The sequence below is a fragment of the Arthrobacter sp. Y3221048 genome (genome assembly GCF_059092685.1).
In genome coordinates this window covers 54,988-74,342 of the sequence record NZ_JBNHHX010000007.1, presented here as the reverse complement: position 1 = coordinate 74,342, position 19,355 = coordinate 54,988, and the positions used below count along the sequence as shown (strand labels likewise).

Annotated in this window: 17 protein-coding genes; 11 read left to right on the top strand and 6 right to left on the bottom strand. The window is 63.4% G+C overall.

Annotation, left to right across the window (positions count from 1 at the left end; all coding sequences use genetic code 11):
- Nucleotides 1–10: 10 nt before the first annotated feature.
- Together AC5RVS_RS17325 and AC5RVS_RS17320 are read right to left on the bottom strand one after the other, a co-directional pair.
- A complete protein-coding gene (locus AC5RVS_RS17325; protein ID WP_494013038.1) occupies nt 11–1,366 on the bottom strand; it encodes an MFS transporter in 1,356 nt (451 codons plus the stop codon).
- 296 nt (nt 1,367–1,662) lie between these two features.
- On the bottom strand, nt 1,663–2,568 hold the full coding sequence (locus AC5RVS_RS17320; protein WP_494109066.1) for a LysR family transcriptional regulator: 906 nt from the start codon (nt 2,566–2,568) through the stop codon (nt 1,663–1,665).
- Between the two features lie 138 nt (nt 2,569–2,706).
- Here AC5RVS_RS17320 and AC5RVS_RS17315 point away from each other — a divergent pair, with 138 nt between their 5' ends.
- The 7 genes from AC5RVS_RS17315 (at nt 2,707) to AC5RVS_RS17285 (ending at nt 9,950) form a co-directional block, all read left to right on the top strand.
- Nucleotides 2,707–4,053 carry an NtaA/DmoA family FMN-dependent monooxygenase gene (locus AC5RVS_RS17315; protein WP_494013036.1) on the top strand — a complete coding sequence of 449 codons (1,347 nt, stop codon included), beginning with the start codon at nt 2,707–2,709 and terminating at the stop codon, nt 4,051–4,053.
- Nucleotides 4,054–4,069: 16 nt separating this feature from the next.
- Complete coding sequence (locus tag AC5RVS_RS17310) at nt 4,070–4,645, top strand: flavin reductase family protein (RefSeq protein ID WP_494013035.1); 576 nt, start codon at nt 4,070–4,072, stop codon at nt 4,643–4,645.
- A 453-nt stretch (nt 4,646–5,098) separates the two neighbouring features.
- The gene (locus tag AC5RVS_RS17305) at nt 5,099–5,587 is read left to right on the top strand and encodes an NUDIX domain-containing protein (RefSeq protein WP_494013034.1); all 489 of its coding nucleotides are present in this window, start codon (nt 5,099–5,101) and stop codon (nt 5,585–5,587) included.
- A gap of 43 nt (nt 5,588–5,630) precedes the next feature.
- Nucleotides 5,631–6,068, top strand: coding sequence for a riboflavin kinase (locus AC5RVS_RS17300; RefSeq protein ID WP_494109065.1), 438 nt, complete (start codon nt 5,631–5,633; stop codon nt 6,066–6,068).
- A gap of 131 nt (nt 6,069–6,199) precedes the next feature.
- Entirely contained in the window at nt 6,200–6,490 is a 291-nt protein-coding gene (locus AC5RVS_RS17295; protein WP_494109064.1) for a hypothetical protein, read from the top strand.
- Between the two features lie 205 nt (nt 6,491–6,695).
- Complete coding sequence (gene ppsA / locus AC5RVS_RS17290) at nt 6,696–9,104, top strand: phosphoenolpyruvate synthase (protein ID WP_494109063.1); 2,409 nt, start codon at nt 6,696–6,698, stop codon at nt 9,102–9,104.
- 9 nt (nt 9,105–9,113) lie between these two features.
- Nucleotides 9,114–9,950 (top strand): pyruvate, water dikinase regulatory protein, encoded by an 837-nt coding sequence (locus tag AC5RVS_RS17285; RefSeq protein WP_494109062.1) that lies wholly within the window; start codon nt 9,114–9,116, stop codon nt 9,948–9,950.
- A 352-nt stretch (nt 9,951–10,302) separates the two neighbouring features.
- On the opposite strand, the gene AC5RVS_RS17280 is transcribed toward AC5RVS_RS17285, so the two are convergent.
- From AC5RVS_RS17280 to AC5RVS_RS17265, 4 genes are all read right to left on the bottom strand, one after another.
- A complete protein-coding gene (locus AC5RVS_RS17280; protein ID WP_494109061.1) occupies nt 10,303–12,288 on the bottom strand; it encodes a DUF3732 domain-containing protein in 1,986 nt (661 codons plus the stop codon).
- The gene (locus AC5RVS_RS17275; RefSeq protein ID WP_494109060.1) at nt 12,288–12,785 is read right to left on the bottom strand and encodes a three component ABC system middle component; all 498 of its coding nucleotides are present in this window, start codon (nt 12,783–12,785) and stop codon (nt 12,288–12,290) included. The genes AC5RVS_RS17280 and AC5RVS_RS17275 overlap by 1 nt, the downstream gene beginning before the upstream one ends.
- Nucleotides 12,782–13,999, bottom strand: coding sequence for an ABC-three component system protein (locus tag AC5RVS_RS17270; protein ID WP_494109059.1), 1,218 nt, complete (start codon nt 13,997–13,999; stop codon nt 12,782–12,784). The genes AC5RVS_RS17275 and AC5RVS_RS17270 overlap by 4 nt, the downstream gene beginning before the upstream one ends.
- Before the next feature lie 731 nt (nt 14,000–14,730).
- Nucleotides 14,731–15,039: a hypothetical protein gene (locus AC5RVS_RS17265; RefSeq protein WP_494109058.1), complete on the bottom strand. Its 309-nt coding sequence runs from the start codon at nt 15,037–15,039 to the stop codon at nt 14,731–14,733.
- A gap of 312 nt (nt 15,040–15,351) precedes the next feature.
- On the opposite strand from AC5RVS_RS17265, the gene AC5RVS_RS17260 reads away from it, so the two are divergent.
- The 4 genes from AC5RVS_RS17260 to AC5RVS_RS17245 all read left to right on the top strand — a co-directional run bounded on the left by AC5RVS_RS17260 (nt 15,352) and on the right by AC5RVS_RS17245 (nt 19,269).
- Nucleotides 15,352–15,657, top strand: a complete 306-nt coding sequence (locus AC5RVS_RS17260) for a MobC family plasmid mobilization relaxosome protein (protein WP_494109057.1) — start codon at nt 15,352–15,354, stop codon at nt 15,655–15,657.
- Between the two features lie 4 nt (nt 15,658–15,661).
- Nucleotides 15,662–17,293, top strand: a complete 1,632-nt coding sequence (locus AC5RVS_RS17255) for a relaxase/mobilization nuclease domain-containing protein (protein WP_494109056.1) — start codon at nt 15,662–15,664, stop codon at nt 17,291–17,293.
- Nucleotides 17,294–17,332: 39 nt separating this feature from the next.
- Complete coding sequence (locus tag AC5RVS_RS17250; protein WP_494109055.1) at nt 17,333–18,565, top strand: hypothetical protein; 1,233 nt, start codon at nt 17,333–17,335, stop codon at nt 18,563–18,565.
- A 323-nt stretch (nt 18,566–18,888) separates the two neighbouring features.
- The gene (locus tag AC5RVS_RS17245) at nt 18,889–19,269 is read left to right on the top strand and encodes a hypothetical protein (RefSeq protein WP_494109054.1); all 381 of its coding nucleotides are present in this window, start codon (nt 18,889–18,891) and stop codon (nt 19,267–19,269) included.
- Nucleotides 19,270–19,355 lie beyond the last annotated feature (86 nt).

The window sequence follows — 19,355 nt, the reverse complement described above, 5'->3', positions numbered from 1 at the left end:
CGGTCAGGGCTTAGATATTTTCCAGTGACTGTTGCGTAGTCCGCTGCCCGAAGAACTGAAGCAGCAATCCTGACAGGAGAATCACCGCCGCGAGGATGGTGTAGAGCATCTGGAACCCAAGCGAGCTGTAGATCGAGGCGACGACAACTCCGGACACGATGCCTGCCATCCGGCCTGCGGCGTTGGCAGTGCCCGCGCCTACTCCGCGGACGTGTGTCGGAAAGACCTCGGGCAGGTAGGTGAAGAACGCTACGGTTGTCACCCCGATGCCGAAAACGGCTAGAAAGGCGGTGATCATGTTGATGGTTGGATCCGGGACGAACGCGAAGACAAGTAGTGAGGCAGATGAGAGCGCGCAGCCGATAAAGACTGTCATTCGTCTCTCGAAGCGGTCGGCGAAGTAGAAGAGGGCAACTGCAGCTGCTGGAGCGGCGATGCCTACGGTTCCGGCAAACGAAAGCGCGGCTGTCTGATCCATGCCGCGGTCGGTAAGGATCGTCGGGATCCAGGCAACGAATCCATAATTTGCGAAGAGAAAGAGGAACCAGGCCAGTGATGTGACGATGAGGCGCCGCAGGTACACAGGCTGGAACAGGTCGCGCGATGTGCCCTGCTTCGTTACGGGAGGTTCGGGCTCGGGGTCGGGCAGGACCAGACCACGGGCCTGCGCGCGTGACTCCAGCCTTGTCACCAGGCTTGCGGCCTTCTTGTCTTGGCCATTGGCCGTCAGCCATCGGACCGACTCGGGCAGCCAGATCGCCGCGAAAACGGCAAGCACAAGTCCGGAGGCGCCGATGACGAAGACCCATCGCCAGCCCGCCACGTAGTTGGGCGCGATAGCCATCGCCGTGAATGTAGTCAGGGGAGCTCCGACGAATCCTATAAACGTCATTACGGTGAAGAACCGTCCGCGGCTCATCTTCGGAAACAGTTCGCTCATATAAACGATCACGGCGCCGGTCGCTGCCTGGGCGCCCAAGCCGGTCAGAACTCGGCCGGCGAGGAGTATTTCGAAGTTCGGCGCGACTGCCGAAACCAGGGACGCCAACGAGTAGAAGACTGCAGAGTAGATGAGGACCGGTCGTCGTCCGAACTTGTCGGAGAGTTGGCCGCCGATGATTGCGCCGAAGGCCATCCCAATGAAGACGGCCGAAGTCAGGACACCGATCTGGCCGATGGAAAGGCCCCATTCCGCTCGGATGGACGGCGCCAGAGCCGAGAAGACGGTGACGTCAAAAGTCTCTACAAGGTAAAAAAGTCCTAGAAGCGTGAGCCAAGCTATGTGGGTCGCCGTAATTGGTAATCGGTCGAGCCGGGAGTTCAGATTCGATGCGGTGAGCTGGGGCGCTGTTGCGGCAGCTTCCATGGTTGTCCTTTCAGTCTGCCACCGGGTGAACGTGAGGACAGACGGTTTTACGCGCCGTCGGGCGTTCGACCTGGGGTGGCGGAGATTAGCAATGACGCCACTGAGGATCTGGGTCTGGTCACATCGGTAGCCCTGCGGCCGTGCCCGGCCCTCTTCGGCAGGATGGCCCGTTTTTGGTATTCCAAAACCTTCCTCAGGGACACCAAATGCGACGGGAGTCACAGAGGACAATGCAACCAAGCCCCTCCGGCAGAGTCCATTGCATAGTTGGCATAGACTTATGCGCTCGTCGCAAATCAGCTCATTGCGCGGGTGATGAAGTCGCGCACGACCTCGAAGACTTTCTCCGCCTGACCCGATAGGCCCAGATGCGGTGACCATTGAAGAACCCAGTGCGTATCCGTGGGTGAGGGAAGCTCGATGGGAAGTGCCACGAGACCCAGCTCCGGGCGCAGCCGGGCAAGAACCGTATTCGCAACAACGATATAGTCTGTGTTCCGCGCGAGCGCGCAGAGGAGCCCGTAGTCGTCGGATTCGACGGTCGGCCGATGGAGGTTGAGTCCTTCCAGAAGTCCGGGCTGCAATGTGTCGGTCAGGAAGCTGCCACCCGCCACCGGATACTGTGCCAGGTGCTCGGGGGTGAAGTCATCCTGGTCCAGCGGATGACCGGCCCGCACAAGCAGGCCGACTTCTCCGCCGAGAATCCGGTGGGTGATGTATCCCTTTGCGGTGGCAAAGTCATCGGAGTTCCTCGGCACGCCTCCGACAAAAAAGTCCAGTTCGCCGTGAGACAGCATCGCGGCCAAGCGGCTGTTCGTCTCGACCACAACCTGCACACGTAGTCCCATCGCTGCCAGTTCCGGCAGCAGTTCGGGCAGGAACGCAAGTGCAGAAACCGCGCCCACTCCGACCCGTACACGTGCCTGGCGGCCTTCCGATGCAATGAGGCTGATCTCCTCCGCCACACCGTCAGAGCGCTTCAACAGCGACTCTGCCAAGGCGATGAACTTGGCGCCGGCTTCGGTCAGGCGGGCGCCTGTGCGGCTTCGCTCGAAGATGCGCAGTCCGAACTCCCGCTCCAAGCTCTGCACGCTTCGCGTCAGCGCCGACTGGGAGAGAAACAAGTTTGTGGCGGCGGTCGTGAAGCTGCCCTCGCGGGCTACCTCCACGACGTACCGGAGCTTTTGCAGGTCGATCGTCATGTGCATCAACCTGGCATGCACTGAATACATTTGTCAACGCAAAGCATGCATTGGACAGATGGGATTGGGGCGGGCGAGCATGGTGGTGGTGACCTTCTTCACAACGCCTTGCACCCATGAATAGGAGTGGATTTCCCTATGACGACACGTACCGATCACATGACCCTTGCCGCTTTCGCGTCCGCCTCGAGCACCTATGGCTCGCTTGGCGCCTGGAGACATCCGCGCACAGATCCGCGCATTCTCACGGCCGACTACTACATCAATCTGGCCCGCATCCTGGACCGGGGCGGGTTTGATGTCCTGTTCTTCGACGATCGGCTCGCGATGCCTGGCGTCTACGGCGGCTCGGTGGCACAGACCGCACGCTTTGGGTCCCGCGCGGTCAAGCTCGACCTTCTGACGATCCTCGCGATGGTCTCGTCGCACACCACGCGAATCGGGTTGGGCGCGACCTATTCGACGACGTACCATGCCCCTTACCAGGTCGCCCGGGCCTTTGCGACGCTGGACCACCTGACTGGCGGGCGCGCCGTCTGGAATGTCGTTACCTCGCTCAACGCTAACGAGGCGGAGAACTACGGCACCGACTACAAAAATCCTGAGAGCCGCTACGACCGGGCCGATGAGTTCCTCGAGATCGTGACGTCGTTGTGGGAGAGCTGGGAACATGACGCCCTGAAACTCGATCATGAGACCGGCATCTTCGCTGACCCGGACAAGGTCCACGAGATCAACTATGTGGGCAAGTTTCTGTCGTCACGGGGGCCGCTGACCGTCCCGCAGCCCCCGCAGGGCTGGCCTGTTTTGCTGCAGGCAGGACAGTCGGGACGAGGCATGGAGTTCGCGTCGCGCTGGGCAGACCTCACCTTCACAGTGCCGCGGGACCTGGAAAAAGCTCAGCAACACTATGCCGAGCAGCACCGGCTGCTTCCAGACGCGGGACGTGACGGTTCGATGATGAAGATTCTGCCCGGGGTCCAGGTCATCGTAGGCGAGGACGAGGAGACCGCCCGTGCGAAGGAAAGGTACTTTGACTCACTTTCCGCACCCGAAGAAGAGCTGATATTCCTTTCCGAACAGGCGAACTTCGATTTCGGCAAGCTGGCGATGGACAAGCCGCTGCCAGATGATCTTTTGGATTCCGTAGGCGGGGCGAGGGGGCTTGTGGCCAGGTATGTCGATGCTGCGCGAAAGGAGTTTGGCCCCGACGCGACCCTGCGGGACTTGGCGGAGAGCCAGACCCGCAACAGTGTCTTCCGCTTCACGGGGAATCCGGAGCAGGTGGCGGACCAGCTCGAGGAATGGTTTGTCGAGCGGGGATGCGACGGCTACGCGATCGTCCCTGCGGACACACCGGGAACATTCGAAGACTTCACGCGGTTGGTCGTCCCGGTGCTTCGGCGCCGTGGATTGGTCCCCGAATTAGAGGAAGCTCCGACGCTTCGTCAGCGCCTCGGACTCCCTCATCGTGCCACTCGTTGATTAGGAACCCTCAGACATGAAAACCTACGACTACCTGACACGCCATCCGATCCAAATCCCTGAGTTGGATCTGGCCGAGTCGGTGAGCGCGGACCAGTTCAAATCCGCCTTCCGGCTGCACCCCGCCGGTGTCGCGGTTGTAACCGCTGATCCGTCCGGTTATGAGCCAGTAGCCATGACGGTGAGTTCGCTGGCGTCGGTGAGCACCGAGCCTCCGCTCCTCATGTTCTCGGCATCCGCTCTCTCATCGTCGACGCCGGCACTTGAGAGATCGGAAACCGTTGTCGTCCACATGCTTGGCGCCGATCATCTTCGGCTGGCGCAGCTGGGGGCAACCAGCGGGGTGGACCGGTTCGCCGACAAGGACAGCTGGAAACGACTGAAGACCGGTGAGCCGGTGTTCCACGGCGTCTACGCCTGGCTCCGAGGCAAGGTGGTGTTCCGACTGGAAGCAGGCAACTCAACGATCTGCATCGTCCATGTGACTGAGGCGCGGCTACCGGACTCCGTCGAGGCCGCCACGGCTATCGACCCTCTCGTCTACCACGCACGTACATGGCATAGGCTCAACGAACAGTCAGCCGCGAGTTAGCTCGCTCCGAATGCCGCTCGGTCATGGCGTCGGCTCAGAGTCTTGAACTTTCCCGAGGATGATCGGCCGTTCCTTTGCAGCGAACGCCCCGAGGAACGGTCGGTCTCCCCTCCAGCTGGTTAGGGTTTCGAGGGCGGCTCTATCGAACAGAACCTCCGGCTGCGGTGTTCGGCTTCGCAGCAGTTCAACACGCAAACCCCGCTTCTTGCGGAGTTGGGCGCGATTGTTCCGGGCCGCGGCTTTTATCTCAGCGTTGACCGGTTCGACGAACGGCTAACTTCAGCGCTTTGCGAACGTTGCTGGCGCTGTGACCGACTTCGCCCCCCCCAACGGGCGAGCTAGACGGCGTGTGCTGCCTTAGTGGACGTTGCGGCGGCGGCTTGGTTGTTATGGCCAGTGGTCGCCAAGGAAAGTGAAGTGCCCGCCCTAGGGGCATGTTGTTAGGACAGGATAATGAGCACGATCAATGCATCTCCTGGCGTCAGGTTTCCCTCTGACGCTGAGATCACACCGGATCACGTTGTCATCGCTGCGGTGGTCGAGTGGCGGGGCAGGATTGCCCTTTTCAGGAGGAGCCGCAGCCTTGGCCATGACAGCGGTCGTTGGCACTGTGTTACTGGGTTTGTGGAAGCCGGGGCCACGCCTGAACAGCAGGCCTTTGAAGAGCTGTTTGAAGAAACAGGTCTGCAGGCCAAAGACCTTTTGGACCTTCGGCAGGGACCGGACCTAGTGGTCCCTGACGGCTCGGGAACCCCCTGGCTTGTGCACACGTTTACTGCCCGCACCTCCCGGCGGCGGTTGAAAATCGACTGGGAACACGATTCCTACCGTTGGACCGCCCCGCACAAGGCGAAGCGCTTTGCCAACCGGGTCAGCTGGCTGGACAACGTGCTCGAGGCAACCGGTCACAGCCCCGCAACCCTCCCTGCATGCCAACCCTAGGCCGAACCATTTCCCCAAACCTGCCAGATTAGTGAGTGAGCCAATGAAAGTTTTGAGCAGAGCGGGCGCCCGAAACAGCGGTGCCCTCCGGCTTGAAGGCGTAGTTGAGCATGGTGATGCCCGCGGCCGGGAGCTTGGTTACCCCACGGCTAACATCTCCGTGCCGGACGCGAAGATCCGGGACGGTGTCTGGGCGGGCACTGTCTGCCTTGGGCCGGAAGGGCTGGGCGAGACATATGCTGCCGCCGTTTCAGTGGGGCGCCGCCCAACCTATTACCGCAAAGGAACTCGCCTGCTGGAAGCTCACCTTCTGGACTACACCGGTGACTTGTACGATCACATCGTTCTGGTGAATCTGCACGTTTATATACGCCCCCAGCGCAGATTCCAAGGAACCGATGAACTGGTAACCCAGATCAGGGACGACGTGGCGTGCGCACGTAACTGGGCCCTGGGCGCTGGCGAGGAATTTTGGTCGTGAGAGATCACGCGCGGCAACCCGAAGGCACCGCATCGAACCAGCGGTTCACGGCCGCACCTCCTCCTCCCCAGCAATGGCGGCTGCCGGCCCAAACGGGCGCATCCGCTGCTACCCAAGCCCCCGTAAGCCACGTGACACGCAACCGAGCAACGCCCGGTAAACACCGCGCATGGAGCCTGCTGATCAACGCCCTGGTGGAAATCCGGCACAACGGCCAGATCATCAGAACTGGCTTCGTCGAAGACGCCATGCCTGACTCCTCCGTACTCTGGATCGCCGCGGACACCAATGGCCCGCGCCAAATGTTTGAAGCGTCCCAGGGACACCAGGTGTGGGTCACGCCGCAGGAACTGCCCGACGGCCTCCGCTACCGGATGACTAAGAACCAGATCTGCAGAACCGCATCCGCGCCCAACGCATAAACAACCACCCCAAGCCAAACAGCTGAACCTACAACAGGCAGCTGTGCCGGCAGCCCACCAAAGTAACCGTGAAGGGACCGGCCCTTTATGCGTTGTTGCGTGCATCACGATTGGTTGCCTCCGCAGGGCCACATCGTACAGCCTTGGGCATCAACATGTTTTGTCCACCGCGCTTTTATAAGCGGCCCCACAAGGAGCACCACTTATGACCGACGTCCTTTGGTTTTCCGAACTTGGCCTGAACGACCTTGACCAGGTCGGGGGCAAAAACGCCTCGCTTGGCGAGATGATCCGCAGCCTGAGCAGGGCCGGGGTCAGGGTCCCGGACGGTTTTGCCACGACGGCGGACGCCTACTGGCGCTTCCTGCGTGAGTCCGGCCTTGACAGGCGCATCGCGGGGATCCTCGAGGGCCTGGACAGCGACAACGTAGAAGCCTTGGCGCAGGCAGGGACGCAGATCCGGGACCATATCGTCCAGACCCCGTTCCCGGCCGGTTTCGAGAAGCAGATTCGCACCGCTTTCGCCGCGCTGACCGATAAGCACGGCGGGGATGCAGAGGTTTCCTGGGCGGTGCGCTCCAGCGCCACGGCCGAGGACCTGCCCGACGCCTCCTTCGCCGGCCAGCAGGAGACCTTTTTGAACATCCGGGGTGTGGAGAATGTCCTGCGGGCGATCAAGGACGTCTTTGCCTCGCTCTACAACGACCGGGCCATCGCCTACCGGGTTCACCACGGCTTTACGCACTCCGAGGTCGCCCTTTCGGCGGGTATCCAGCGCATGGTCCGCTCCGACCTCGGCGCCTCCGGCGTCATGTTCACGATGGACACCGAGTCAGGGTTCACCGACGCGGTGTTCATCACCTCCTCCTACGGTCTGGGCGAATCGGTGGTCCAAGGCGCCGTGAATCCGGACGAGTTCTACGTTCACAAGCCTGCCTTGACCGCGGGCCGCCCGGCGATCCTTAAACGCGGGCTGGGCGAGAAGGCCGTGCAGATGACCTACACCGAGTCCCGGGAGGTCGGCCGGACCGTCGATTTTGTGCCCGTGCCCCCGGCGCAGCGCCGCCGCTTCAGTCTCACAGACGAGGAAGTCCAGCAGTTGGCCCGGCATGCGGTGGCGATCGAAGCCCACTACGGCCGACCCATGGACATCGAATGGGGCAAGGACGGGGTGGACGGGGAACTATACATCCTGCAGGCCCGGCCCGAGACCGTCGAGTCCCGCAAGGCCACGGGCACCGTCTCCCGCTACACGCTCAACGAGCGCTCGGCGGTCCTGGCCGAGGGCCGGGCCATCGGCCAGCGAATCGGCGCCGGCCAGGTCCGCGTGCTGACCTCGATCGACCAGATGGCCTCGTTCCAGCCCGGCGACGTCCTGGTGGCAAACATGACCGACCCGGACTGGGAACCGATCATGAAGAAAGCCGCCGCCATCGTCACCGACCGTGGCGGGCGCACCTGCCACGCGGCCATCATCGCCCGGGAACTGGGCGTCCCGGCCGTAGTCGGCACCGGGAACGCCTCGAAGGTTCTGGCAGACGGTGCGCCGGTGACGGTCTCCTGCGCCGAGGGCGAGGCCGGCTACGTCTACGAGGGCCTGCTCGATTACTCCTTGCAGGAGACCAGCCTGGACACGATGCCGCCGGCACCGGTGAAGATCATGATGAACGTCGGCACCCCCGAACAGGCCTTCAGCTTCTCCCGGCTCCCGCACAGCGGCGTCGGGCTGGCCCGCCTGGAATTTATCATCAACCGTCAGATCGGCATCCACCCCAACGCCCTGCTGGCCGTCGCCGGCGAGATCGAGCGCCCGGCCACGCTCTCGGACGACACCATGCAGCAGATCCGGGAAAAAGTCACGGCCTATGACGGGCCGCGGGACTACTACGTGAGGCGCCTGGCCGAGGGCATTGCCACCATCGCCGCGGCCTTCGCCCCCGAGCCGGTGATCATCCGGCTCTCGGATTTCAAGTCCAACGAGTACGCCAACCTGCTCGGCGGTCCCGCCTTCGAACCGGCCGAAGAGAACCCCATGATCGGCTACCGGGGAGCCTCCCGATACCTCTCGGACTCGTTCCGGCAGGCCTTCGAGCTCGAGTGCGAGGCACTGAAGTTCGCCCGCAGCGAGATGGGCCTGACCAACATCAAACTCATGGTCCCCTTCGTGCGCACCTTGGACGAGGCGCGCGGCGTGACCGAACTGCTCGCCGCCAACGGGCTGAGCCGCGGCGAGGACGGACTGGAGATCATCATGATGTGCGAGCTGCCCGCCAACGCCCTGCTGGCCGATGATTTTCTGGAGTACTTCGACGGCTTCTCCATCGGCTCCAACGACCTTACCCAGCTCACCCTCGGCCTGGACCGGGACTCGGCGCTGGTCGCCGGGGCATTCGACGAACGCAACCCGGCGGTCACCAAGCTCCTGGAAATGGCCATCTCCGCCTGCCGCGCCCGCGGCAAGTACGTGGGCATCTGCGGCCAGGGCCCCAGCGACCATCCGGACTTCGCCGAATGGCTGCTGGAGCAGGGCATCAGCTCGATCTCACTCAACCCCGACGCCGTGACCGACACCTGGCTTCGCCTAGCGAAGGCCGGCAACCGCTCCGCGGTCTGAGTGACCGACATGCACAGGAAGGACACCGCGGGGGCCGGACAGCATCCCGCCCCCGCGGTGTTCTTCCTATCGGACAGCACCGGCATCACCGCCGAGACTCTGGGCAATACCTTGCTGACCCAGTTTCCCGGCAACCAGTTCGAACGCCGCACCATTCCCTTCATCACCTCTGCCGGGGAAGCGGAAAACGTGGTGAAGGCCATCGACGCCGTCGCCGCGGTAGGCAGGCGGCCGATCGTCTTCTCCACGGTGGTAAATCCGGAGATCCGGGCGCTCCTCTCGCAGAACAGCGGGCACTTCATCGACCTGCTCGGCGCCCACATCGCCCAGCTGGAGGACGTCCTGCAGACCACGGCCAGCGCGGAACCTGGCAAGGCCCACGGCCTTGGCGACGCCATCCGCTACCAGTCCCGCATGACCGCTGTCGAGTACGCCATCGAGCACGACGACGGGCAGTCCATCCGCGCCCTGGAACGGGCGGAGCTGATCCTGATCGCCCCCTCGCGGTGCGGCAAAACCCCGACGACAATGTACTTGGCGCTGCAGCACGGCATCCTGGCCGCCAACTTCCCGCTGATCGACGAGGACTTCACCAGCCGGGCCCTGCCGGAACCGCTGCGCGCCTTCGCCCGCAAATGCTTCGGCCTGACCTCCCTGCCGGTCCGGCTGAGCCAAATCCGCCAGGAGCGCCGGCCGGACAGCACCTACTCCTCGTTGTCCCAGTGCAGCTGGGAACTGCGCAACGCCGAGGACCTTTACGAGGTCAACCGAATCCCGTACGTGAACTCGGCATCCATGTCAGTCGAGGAAATCTCCGCCACTATCCTCCAACAGATGAAACTGTAAGCATTGGCAATCTATTGTCGGCCGGCCAGGACTACCGGAGCTGTCTCGTGCCGCCCGGGTGGCTCGGTTTCCGCAGAAATGGCAGAGTTACAGCCTGATGAGGCAAACGCCGATAACCGTGAGTATGTCCGGACATGGTGTCTCGTGGAAGCATGTTCAAAAGGGGCAGGGGCGCCTTGGTGAAGGCGGAACTTCGCTCGCGCTCGAGCTATTCACCGGCTTGCATAGTCTCTCGTCTGTATCGCGGTGAGGGACCGGCTTACGGACAGTGCACTGGGGCCGACCCGCCTGGCAGGGGGGCGCATCCGGCGATATCACGGGTCAGTCCGTGCCTCAAAACGATAAAAGAGGGTCATGACTGTTGCAGTTCACCTTCGTCGCCCTTGGATTTCCGTGCGTACTGCTTCCAGTTGTCGGGAATGAGCTTCTCTCCGCCGTGCCAGTCGTAGCGAACGTGGCTGGTGAACCATTCGTCCGCATACCGTGCGTGGTCGATGATGATGACCTGCATCGCACCGGCGTGGGCCTCAGCGAAGTCCGCGACCACTTTGAACATGGCTCGCACTCGTTCGCCTTCACGGTCGGCGTTTCCGGCGGCCGATGCCGACAGATCACCTTGGAAGTGGGCTTGGCTGGGCTGATCGAGCATCAGGAATCGCGGCACAGGCCGGTTCTGATTTATGAAGTACCGGTGCAGGGCAAGGTGTGCTGCGATGTGGTAGCCGACCCAGTTCGCACCACTGCCGAAGCCGGTCAGCTCCACGGGTCCGAACTCCTCATCGACGACTATTGTGAGCGCGTTGATGTCCAGCCGGACGGGCCGGTCGGCGCTCTCCGCTTCGAATTCGCGGCTGTACTCACCGAGGTATGTGCCGATAACGTTCAGGCGTGACGTCGTCTGCTCGCGCACCTCGTCGCTGCTGAGTTCCGCGTCGAGACGTTTGACACGCAGCTCCGCCGCGCTTTGCGCGGCGCGGAGTCGGTCCAGTCCCTCCTGGTCGGAGGATTCTGCGCCGCGCAGGATGGCGTCGATGCGGCCACGCACGAACGACTGCTGGGCAGTGATGTCGCTCGGTCCGGCCTCGCCGACAGAGCGTGCTGCCGCGTCGAGGGCCCTGGTGGCGGAGTCGAGAGCGTCCCGGATCTCTACTATGCGGGCGCTGATTCTCGTCACTGCATGGGCGCGGTGAGGTTGCACCTGCTGCACCTCGGCGAGACTGTTGCGGAGTTCGCCGAGCCGCTCCTGCAATTGCGTGACCGTGGCATCGCGTTCTGGAAGCTCCTGCGCGCACAGCGGGCACGTCTGCGCGTCCCCGTCGTGATCCGGGAGCAAACCGATGCTTTCAAGCCTGCCGACCTGCGCTTGAAGTGATCCCGAGTATTCGGTTTCGCCGCCGCGCTGGTCGAGAACGAGGTCACGGGTGGCGATGGCATGATTTAATTCGCTGCGTAGGCGTGCGAGGTCTGCTTCCAGACGCCGTCGGTCGTCCTGAGCACGAACATCCGCCTCAGGATCGACCGGTTGCGGCGTCGTGGACTGCCCTGCGTACAGGATGGACAGCGCTGCAGCCCGGTAGTCCCCCGCATCGATGAGCACGTCGTTCGGGAAGAGACCGACCGCGCGCGCCTCCCCGAGCAGGTCCCGGAACACGTTGTCGTGTTCGTTCGCGGCACTCTCGGCACGGTCAAGGGCCGCGTCGGCACGGCGGAGGGTCCGTTTGGCGTCCCGGAGAGCTTCACGTTTTCGTGCCTGGTCCCCGTCGACGGCGCCGAGGAAGAACGGGAAGGTGTCCCGAAGGGCAAGTTTTATGCCATCTTCTGCCTGTCGGTGGAACAGCGTCGACTTAGTGCCAATCTCTTCCTGTTCCTGCAGGCAGAACAGTGCGGCGGTGCCGAGACTGACGGTGCGAGGGCCGGCGCCGTAGTCGTTGGCTTCCAGCATCACATTGTCGAGTCCGATGCGAGCGCCTATCTGCACCCTGAGCGCCTCGGAGTCCACATTCTCGCGGAGTTCATCGAACGTCGGCATCTTCAAGTCCGAGCCACCGAACTGAAGCATTGCGCGAGAATTGCTTTTCGCCCGCAATGCTCTCCTACCCGTGACAACACGGCTGCCGTCGTTGAACTGCCACATCACCGCGTACCAGGCGAGGGTGCTGAACATAGCCGTTCGCGGAACGGTCGCCTCGTCTCTACCGAGGCAGTAGTCGACGATGGTCAGCAGGGCGCTCTTGCCGGTGCTCGACTGGCCGGTGATGATGTTCAGCTCGCCCGGCCGGAAGTCGACATCGCGGATGTCGCCGACATGGTTGTAAATCCTGATTTTCAGCAGTTGCACTACGGACTGACTCCAAGTTGAGTGAAAACATTTGCGGTGGACCCGGACCGGGCGAACCATCCGCCGGTCAACGCCGAAGCTACAGCTATGCTTCGCAGTTCCGTACCGGAAGCGACCTTCGTGTGATCGGCAATTGTGGCGTGCAGACCGCCGTCGCCTTCGAGGCTCAGCAGCCCGGTCCGGAGCCCGAAACGGAGCCCTTCACGTACATACGGAGCGAATGCTCTCGCTCGAGCAGGGAAACCCGCAAGCACGTCGGCGTTGTCGTTGACCCAGGTCGGGAAATGGGTCGCGATTGACCTGGGCAAACGGGCCCTTGTCGGAGCATGCAACGTCAGAGGTGCGACGAGAAACGCCAGCGGCCACGGCAGAACCGTCCTAGCCTCCCGTTCATAGCGGGCCGTGCACCATGCCACACAGACTGCGCTGATAGCAGGGTTCAGGATGTCCGATGCAGGCTGGGGGCGATGCGGCCACGCTACGATGCCGCCGGTCATTCCCGCGCTCCTGACAGAACACCGGCGAGGAGTTGTTCGAAGTCGGGATGCCACCCGTATTTACCGTCTTCATCGTCGTTAGCGATGCTGTGGCGGGTGCCTCGCGCGTGAAACGGGACGTCGAACTCCGGACGGATCTTCACCTGAGCCGATTGGCCAAGAGCGCGAAACAGCTCACGTCCACGGATCGCGCGCGCGTGCGGGTCTGTAACCCCGTCGCTTTCCAGATCTTCAAGCATCTCGTCGAACCGGCGGGACCATTCGTCTTTCAACGCCGACTCGTACTGCTCAAGCTCGTCGTCGAACAGGTCGCCGTTCTGCACCCATTTTGTCGTGTGGGCGTACGCACGCAAGTAGTCCACGACCGCTTTACGGAGCGTGCCGGATCCGACCTTCACTAGCCGGAGCTGGTCAACAAAGCGCTCGTTGTGACGGGCGGCAACCTTCTCGTCGTCGAAGTTAAGGGTGAAATCCACGACGAGCGAATCGACACGAAAATCGTCCCGAATATACTGCATCCGGTCGTACAGCTCCGCCGCGGACACGGAACCGCCGCCGGCGACGGTGCGATTCTGTCGAAGGATCGATACCGCGCGGCTGTCCCACCAGCCCCAAAGCCGGGCACGGTACTCAGCAACATGCTTTGCTGGGACGAACGGTGCCAATTCGGCATCCAAGAGGACATCGAGTTCCGCGACGGACGCCTGCTCACCAAGCACCCGCATGCGGGTGAGCAACGATGCCCGGACGGACGAAGGCGCTTGCGTCCACGCCTGCCGTCCCTGCATCGTTGCGACGGAGCCGGTCACCGAGGCCGCATCGAGGAGGGTCAGCGCCTCTGCAACGTTCCGTTCGGCGTCATCGATGCCGAGCAACGACGCCGCGCTGCCGGCTTGCACCGGGGATGTGGTCACCAACGTCAGCATCGGACCGTCCGCGGCGGCGAGTGAAGGGGTTTCAAGCCATACCCGGATTGTCTTCCAGAGGTCGACGCTCTTGTCGGTCAACGAAGTCTGCGACACATGCTGCTTCAGTTGGATTGCACTAAGCGGACGGCCGGCCGCGTCAGTTAACGCGACGTCGTCGAACACTTCCAACGTCATCCGCATGGACTGATCCGACGCCCGGCGCGATGATACGAGTAGCTCGTACATCGCCCACCGCACCTGATGAAGGAACCCCAGCGCGGACGCGGACGCGTCGAACCCGGCCATCGGTTCCCCCTCAACCCCAGCATTTCCGGACAAGTAAGTTATTTAGTCATTGTGCTTGCAAGTGCAGTGACCGCCAAGTTTGCGAAGTCGGAACGATAGGTACATTGCGAAGTTGCACCGGTCCTCGCCCGCAATCCTGGCCTGCGTGAACTCCTTGGGCGTCGAGACCAGCCGTGCTCACATGCAGTGCTCGCGGCCATACTAGCGACCGCGCAAGCAACAAAGTGCCGCGGATCCCGGCGGGATAAGAGGCAGACGAGGTGGGATCTTCGGGCGCTGTGCTTTGCCGTGTCGGGTGCCCGGGTTCGAGACAATTCCGCTGGGCGCGGATCACGGACTTCCTTTTCCACTCGTTTGCGCGCCCCTCAACACCTGTCCCGGAGGCTCGGCTGCTGCACCAGGGCGTTTGATCCCGGCCGGCACCTGGAACGGGTGCCGGCCTTCTCGTGTCTGTGCCGTCCTCAGCCGGTCTTGTCCACGGCTAAAAGGAACCGGCCCCGCATCGCCGGCGGGCCGGGCACAGCATGGCGGGGACGGTGGAAAGTCTGCCGCTGGCAACCGCCCCGAAGTGGAGGCTGTGCATGACCGCCGGGGCGCGGTGGTGAGTGTCGGGACCGGTGGTGGCCTGGCGGTTGTGTGCAGCCGGCCGGCTGGGTCCCGTCGTCCACGTGTGTGCGGGAAAAGCCCGGAGGATTTAGCTTTTGCCGTGCACAGGTGGGCGAGGGGAGATGCTACTGGTTTGCGGGAGTGGCACTCTCTGTGCGCGCCGCGGAATTGTCTCCGGCGGGGCGGCCGGCGGCCTTTCTGCGGCGGCTGGCGGCGCCGGTTTCGAGTCCGAGTTTCTTGAGTTCCTCGGGGCTCCAGCCGTCTTTGGTGGCGCGGACGTAGGCGCGCTTGTCGTCGCGCTCGGCTTCGGCGAGCTGTTCTTTGAGGTCGGTGATCCGTTGGCGGGTTTTCACCAGTGCGGTGACGGATTCGATGCGTGAGTCCAGGAGTGCGCGGGCCTGGTTGCGTGTTTGTTCAATATCGAGGGTAGCCATGGAGCCAGCCTAACCGGACGGAACGACAGGTTCGATTCATGCCCCTCAGGGCGCCTCACCTCCGAAACTCAGCCCCGGCGGAGCAAGCTATACACTTACGTACCCGTAAGTGGTGAATCCTTTCGACATTTGTTGTCGAGTCGGGCACACTGGGGGTGTGGTCCCCGGGGTTCCGGGGTCGCTGCGTTGGGCATTCGGAGGGTCGTTGGGAAGGGCGGTGAAAGCGCGTTGGTTGAGGAGCCCGTGGTGCGGGGCCGTTTGGGGAAGCGGCGGCGGGAGAACGCGCCGGCCGGTTCTAAGAAGCGGCGCACCGTGTGGGTGACAGCGGAGGAGGAAGCCCGGCTGGTTGCCCGGGCTGCGCGTGAGCGGGTGACGGTGCCGAACCTGCTGATGTCCGCTGCTTTGTCCGAGTCAGCCGAGACGCCCACGGAGCGCAAGGCGGCGATGGCCGAGCTGATGGCCCTGCACACCCTGCTGGCGCGGGTGTCGAATAACGTGAACCAGATCGCCCGGCACGCCAACGCGGGGAAGGATTTCCCAGAGGATGCGGCCGCGGTGCTGGGGTATGTGCGTCAGGTGGCGGGACGGATCGACCGCGCGGTCGAGGGGCTGATGTAGGGAGATGATTCCGAACATTACCCGTGGCTCGAGGATGGCCGGGCTGCTGGTGTATTTGGCGTCGACCGATGCGGATAAGACGAAGAACGCCCACACGGATCCGCACCTGGTCGCGGGTGATGCCGCGATCATGGCGTGGTACGACGACGGGGTCCTGGACCACGCCGATGCGCTGGCGATCGCGAAGCATCTGGACCAGCCGCGCAGGGCCTTCGGGGTCGAGGTCCGGCAGAAGGACTTCCGCTGGGACCAGGCGGCGAAGCGGCGGGTGGAGAACGGGTATAAGCAGGCCGATGTGTGGCACTGCTCGCTGAGCCTGCGCGCAGAGGAAGGCCCGCTGACGGACCAGCAGTGGGGCGACATCGCCAACGACTTCGTGGACGCGATGGGCTTCACCGAGGCCAGCGGCAAGGCGCAGTGCCGGTGGGCGGCGATCAACCACGGAACCAGCGAGAACGGCAACCACCACATCCACATCGCGGTCTCCCTGGTCCGCGAGGACGGCACCAAAGCCTCCACCCACGGTGATTACAAGCGGGCGCAGAAAACCTGCCGGGAGCTGGAGGTCAAGTACGGGCTGGAACAGCTCTCCACGGTGCACGCCGCCCGAGGCTACGATCGTGCCGAGAAGGCCACCGCGGTCAGGGATGAGCGCGAAATGCACCGGTCCTCGCTGGCACGGAAGGTGCGTGCCAGCGCAGGCGCCTCGGTATCCGAGGCGGAGTTCGTCCGCCGCGCCCGCGACACCGGATTACTGGTCCGGCCGCGCTACGCGAAGAACACCACAGAAGTCATTGTTGGCTACTCGGTAGCTGAACGCCCCAGACCGGGGGAGCGGCCTATTTGGTTCGGTGGCGGCACCCTCGCCTCCGACCTCAAGCTCACCGCCCTGCGGGACGGATGGATGGACTCGCCACAGTTGGCGATGGAAGCTGCAGCCGAATGGAACGCCGCCGCACGCAATAAGCGCAAGGTCTCCAGAGCCGGCCCCGAGAAGACCATTCCGCCGGCAGAACTGTGGGTGGAGTACACCCGTAACGTTACGCACCTGGTCGAGCAGCTGCGGGTATTGCCGCATGATGATCACGCCACGTGGGCGAAAGCTGCACGGGAAGTATCCGGTGCGTTTGCGGCATGGTCGCACCGGCTGGAACCAACACCCGGACCGCTGGCGGCCACCGCGGCTGAACTCTCCCGCACAGCCCAACTCCGCACACCCAAGGCACACGGAAAACCCGTGCCGCTGCCGTCCATTGCCGGGACGGCGATGTTGTTCATGGCGGCCTCGTCCAAGAACAAGACGGCTGCCCAGTCAGCGCTCATGCTGCAGCTGGTCAACACGGCCTTCGCCATCCACGAAATGCACCAACAGTCCGGGCGAACGAGAGAAGCGCAGCGGATCCGTGCCATCGTCACCGAGCAGCTGAAACCGTTCGCAGCGACCATGCCCCAACCCGTCACGGCCGGCGCACCGGGACAGGCAGCACCAGAGCGGAGGACTGTGCCGAAGTCGGTGGAGCTTGGCCTGCGCGGCATGGCACCTGTCCGCCCAGGGTCGGCCGTGCCGGCCACTCCAACCCCGGCAAGAACCAGCCAACACACCGGGCACGGGTCCGGACCTGTGCTCGACCGCTAAAGAACCACACCAAGGGATACCAAGGGATAAGGGGACACCGTGAGTGACTCAGACGGAATGGATGACGTCCTGGACAACGGCATGCGGCAGGCCCTGCTCATGGCCTCACGCCTTGCCGAAACACTGGCCCGGCGCCGGCAGGAATCCCTGCGGCAGCAGGAACACCTGGACGCCCAAGCAGCACACGAAGCCGGGACACGCCTCGCAGCCGAGCGCAGTGCCGCGCGCGCGGCACTGGCACCGGTGGAGAAAGACCAGTGGTGGGACAAAGCCCAACCCAATGACATCGCCGCCGCGCATGCTGTCGCAGAGAGCTGGAAAGGCCACGACCCCGCCGCCCTGGCAGCCTCGGAACGAATCCGTCAGGAAGTCCTGACGCGCTACGCCATCGACACCCGCGACGTCGGTAAGGACGGCGCCTATCTGGAGTCCTATCTCCACACCATCACCACGACAAAAGCGCGGCAGGACGCGCTGGCAGCCAGCCAGGACGAGACGCGCAAGGCGGCCGCCGACCACGAGAAGGCCATGGCGCTGCTCGCAGCGGCCCGTGCCGAAGAACTCCGCGCCCAGGCCCAGAAACTGGCCCCTGAAATGGAACGCCACCAGGTACCCGTCGAGTACCTGGCCAACCCCGAGCTCGCCCAGGCGCTGGAACGGGCGCACAACGCGAAAACCCCCAACGCCATGGCAGCGGCCGATGCCGAGATTAAGGAACGTCTGTTCCTTATCGGCAAGGATGGGATCAACGGACCCGACATTGACCAGCTGCGCCACGAAACCGCCGCCACCGTCAACGGTGCCGACGACTCACACTTCAAAGATCCTGCGTTCGTCAAAGCCGCCCAAAACATGCACGAAGCCAAACTCCTCGCCGAGGGTGGCTTCACCGGTTCCCAGTCCGCGTCAATGGAACAGCGCTACGAACGAGCCGAGAAGGAACTCTTCGCCCGCCTCGAAGGCGTCGGACGCGACATCGAGTATCGCGTCACCGGCAACGACAGCAGCCGGCTCAAAGACCAAGGCCTCAGAGCAGAAACCGCTTCGGCCACCGACTACGGCTCAGCCGAGCGCCAGGAAGCTTTCGCCGCCTCGCTGGCAACAACCGGGGCCAACGAAACCCAAATCCGAGGCCGCGCCGCCGCGGAACGCAGCGAGGGCACGCACCCCAGCGCAGCCATCACCCTAGGTAAAGGCGCAGCCAAAGCCAAAAAGACCCGACCAGGGGCAGCCATGGGTGCCGAGCGGACCAAGAGCGGCCCCTCCCGATAGGCCGCCCGGCTAACGATGGGGAGACTTCCCGTGCCGGTCTCCCGATTCTCAGGAGTGTATAGGTGCAGAGAACGACTCTAAAGACGAACGCCAGTGCGGCACGGTAATTGTCCAGGGAAGTTTGGACAATTGACGGTGCCTTCGGTTTCCCGAGCTCGCGGGTACGCGGCCGCCGCCGGTTCTCTGCGCAAGAACCGGGGGAGTGGGGGCCGTGGCATACCGAAGCAGGCGCAAGGGCTGCGCGGCAGAGTCGATTGGCTCTGCCGTTGCTTTTGTGTTGCTTTTTAGTTGACTGGAAGGATTTTTCCCGAGACGATCCTGATATGGAATCAGCCACACGCAACCAGATTTTCCGGGACACCACCCGGATGAATATCCACGATCTGGTCCGGGAGTTGAACGCCAACGTCGGCACCACGGTGGTGCAAACCATGGCCGGCGTCAAAGACCGGACATCGCCGCACAAGTGGGCACAGCCCGACGGACCGGAACCGCGGCCCGAGGTGGAGGCCAGGCTGCGGCTGGGCTACCGCGTTTGGAAAACCCTTGAATCTGCTGAGGGCCGGAGCGTTGCCCTGGCATGGCTGTTGGGTTCTAACCCGCGGCTGGATGAAGACCTTCCGGTCATGTACATCCAGCAGCAGCGCACTCGCGAGGTGCTGGGCGCCGCGGACGCCTTCGTGAACGACGTTCACGCCGCGTGACGGAGCGCACCTGCACCAGCACTCAGCTGCGTTTGGTCGAAGCTGCGGCGAAACCGCATACCGGGTGGCCAAGGACCGGTATGGGG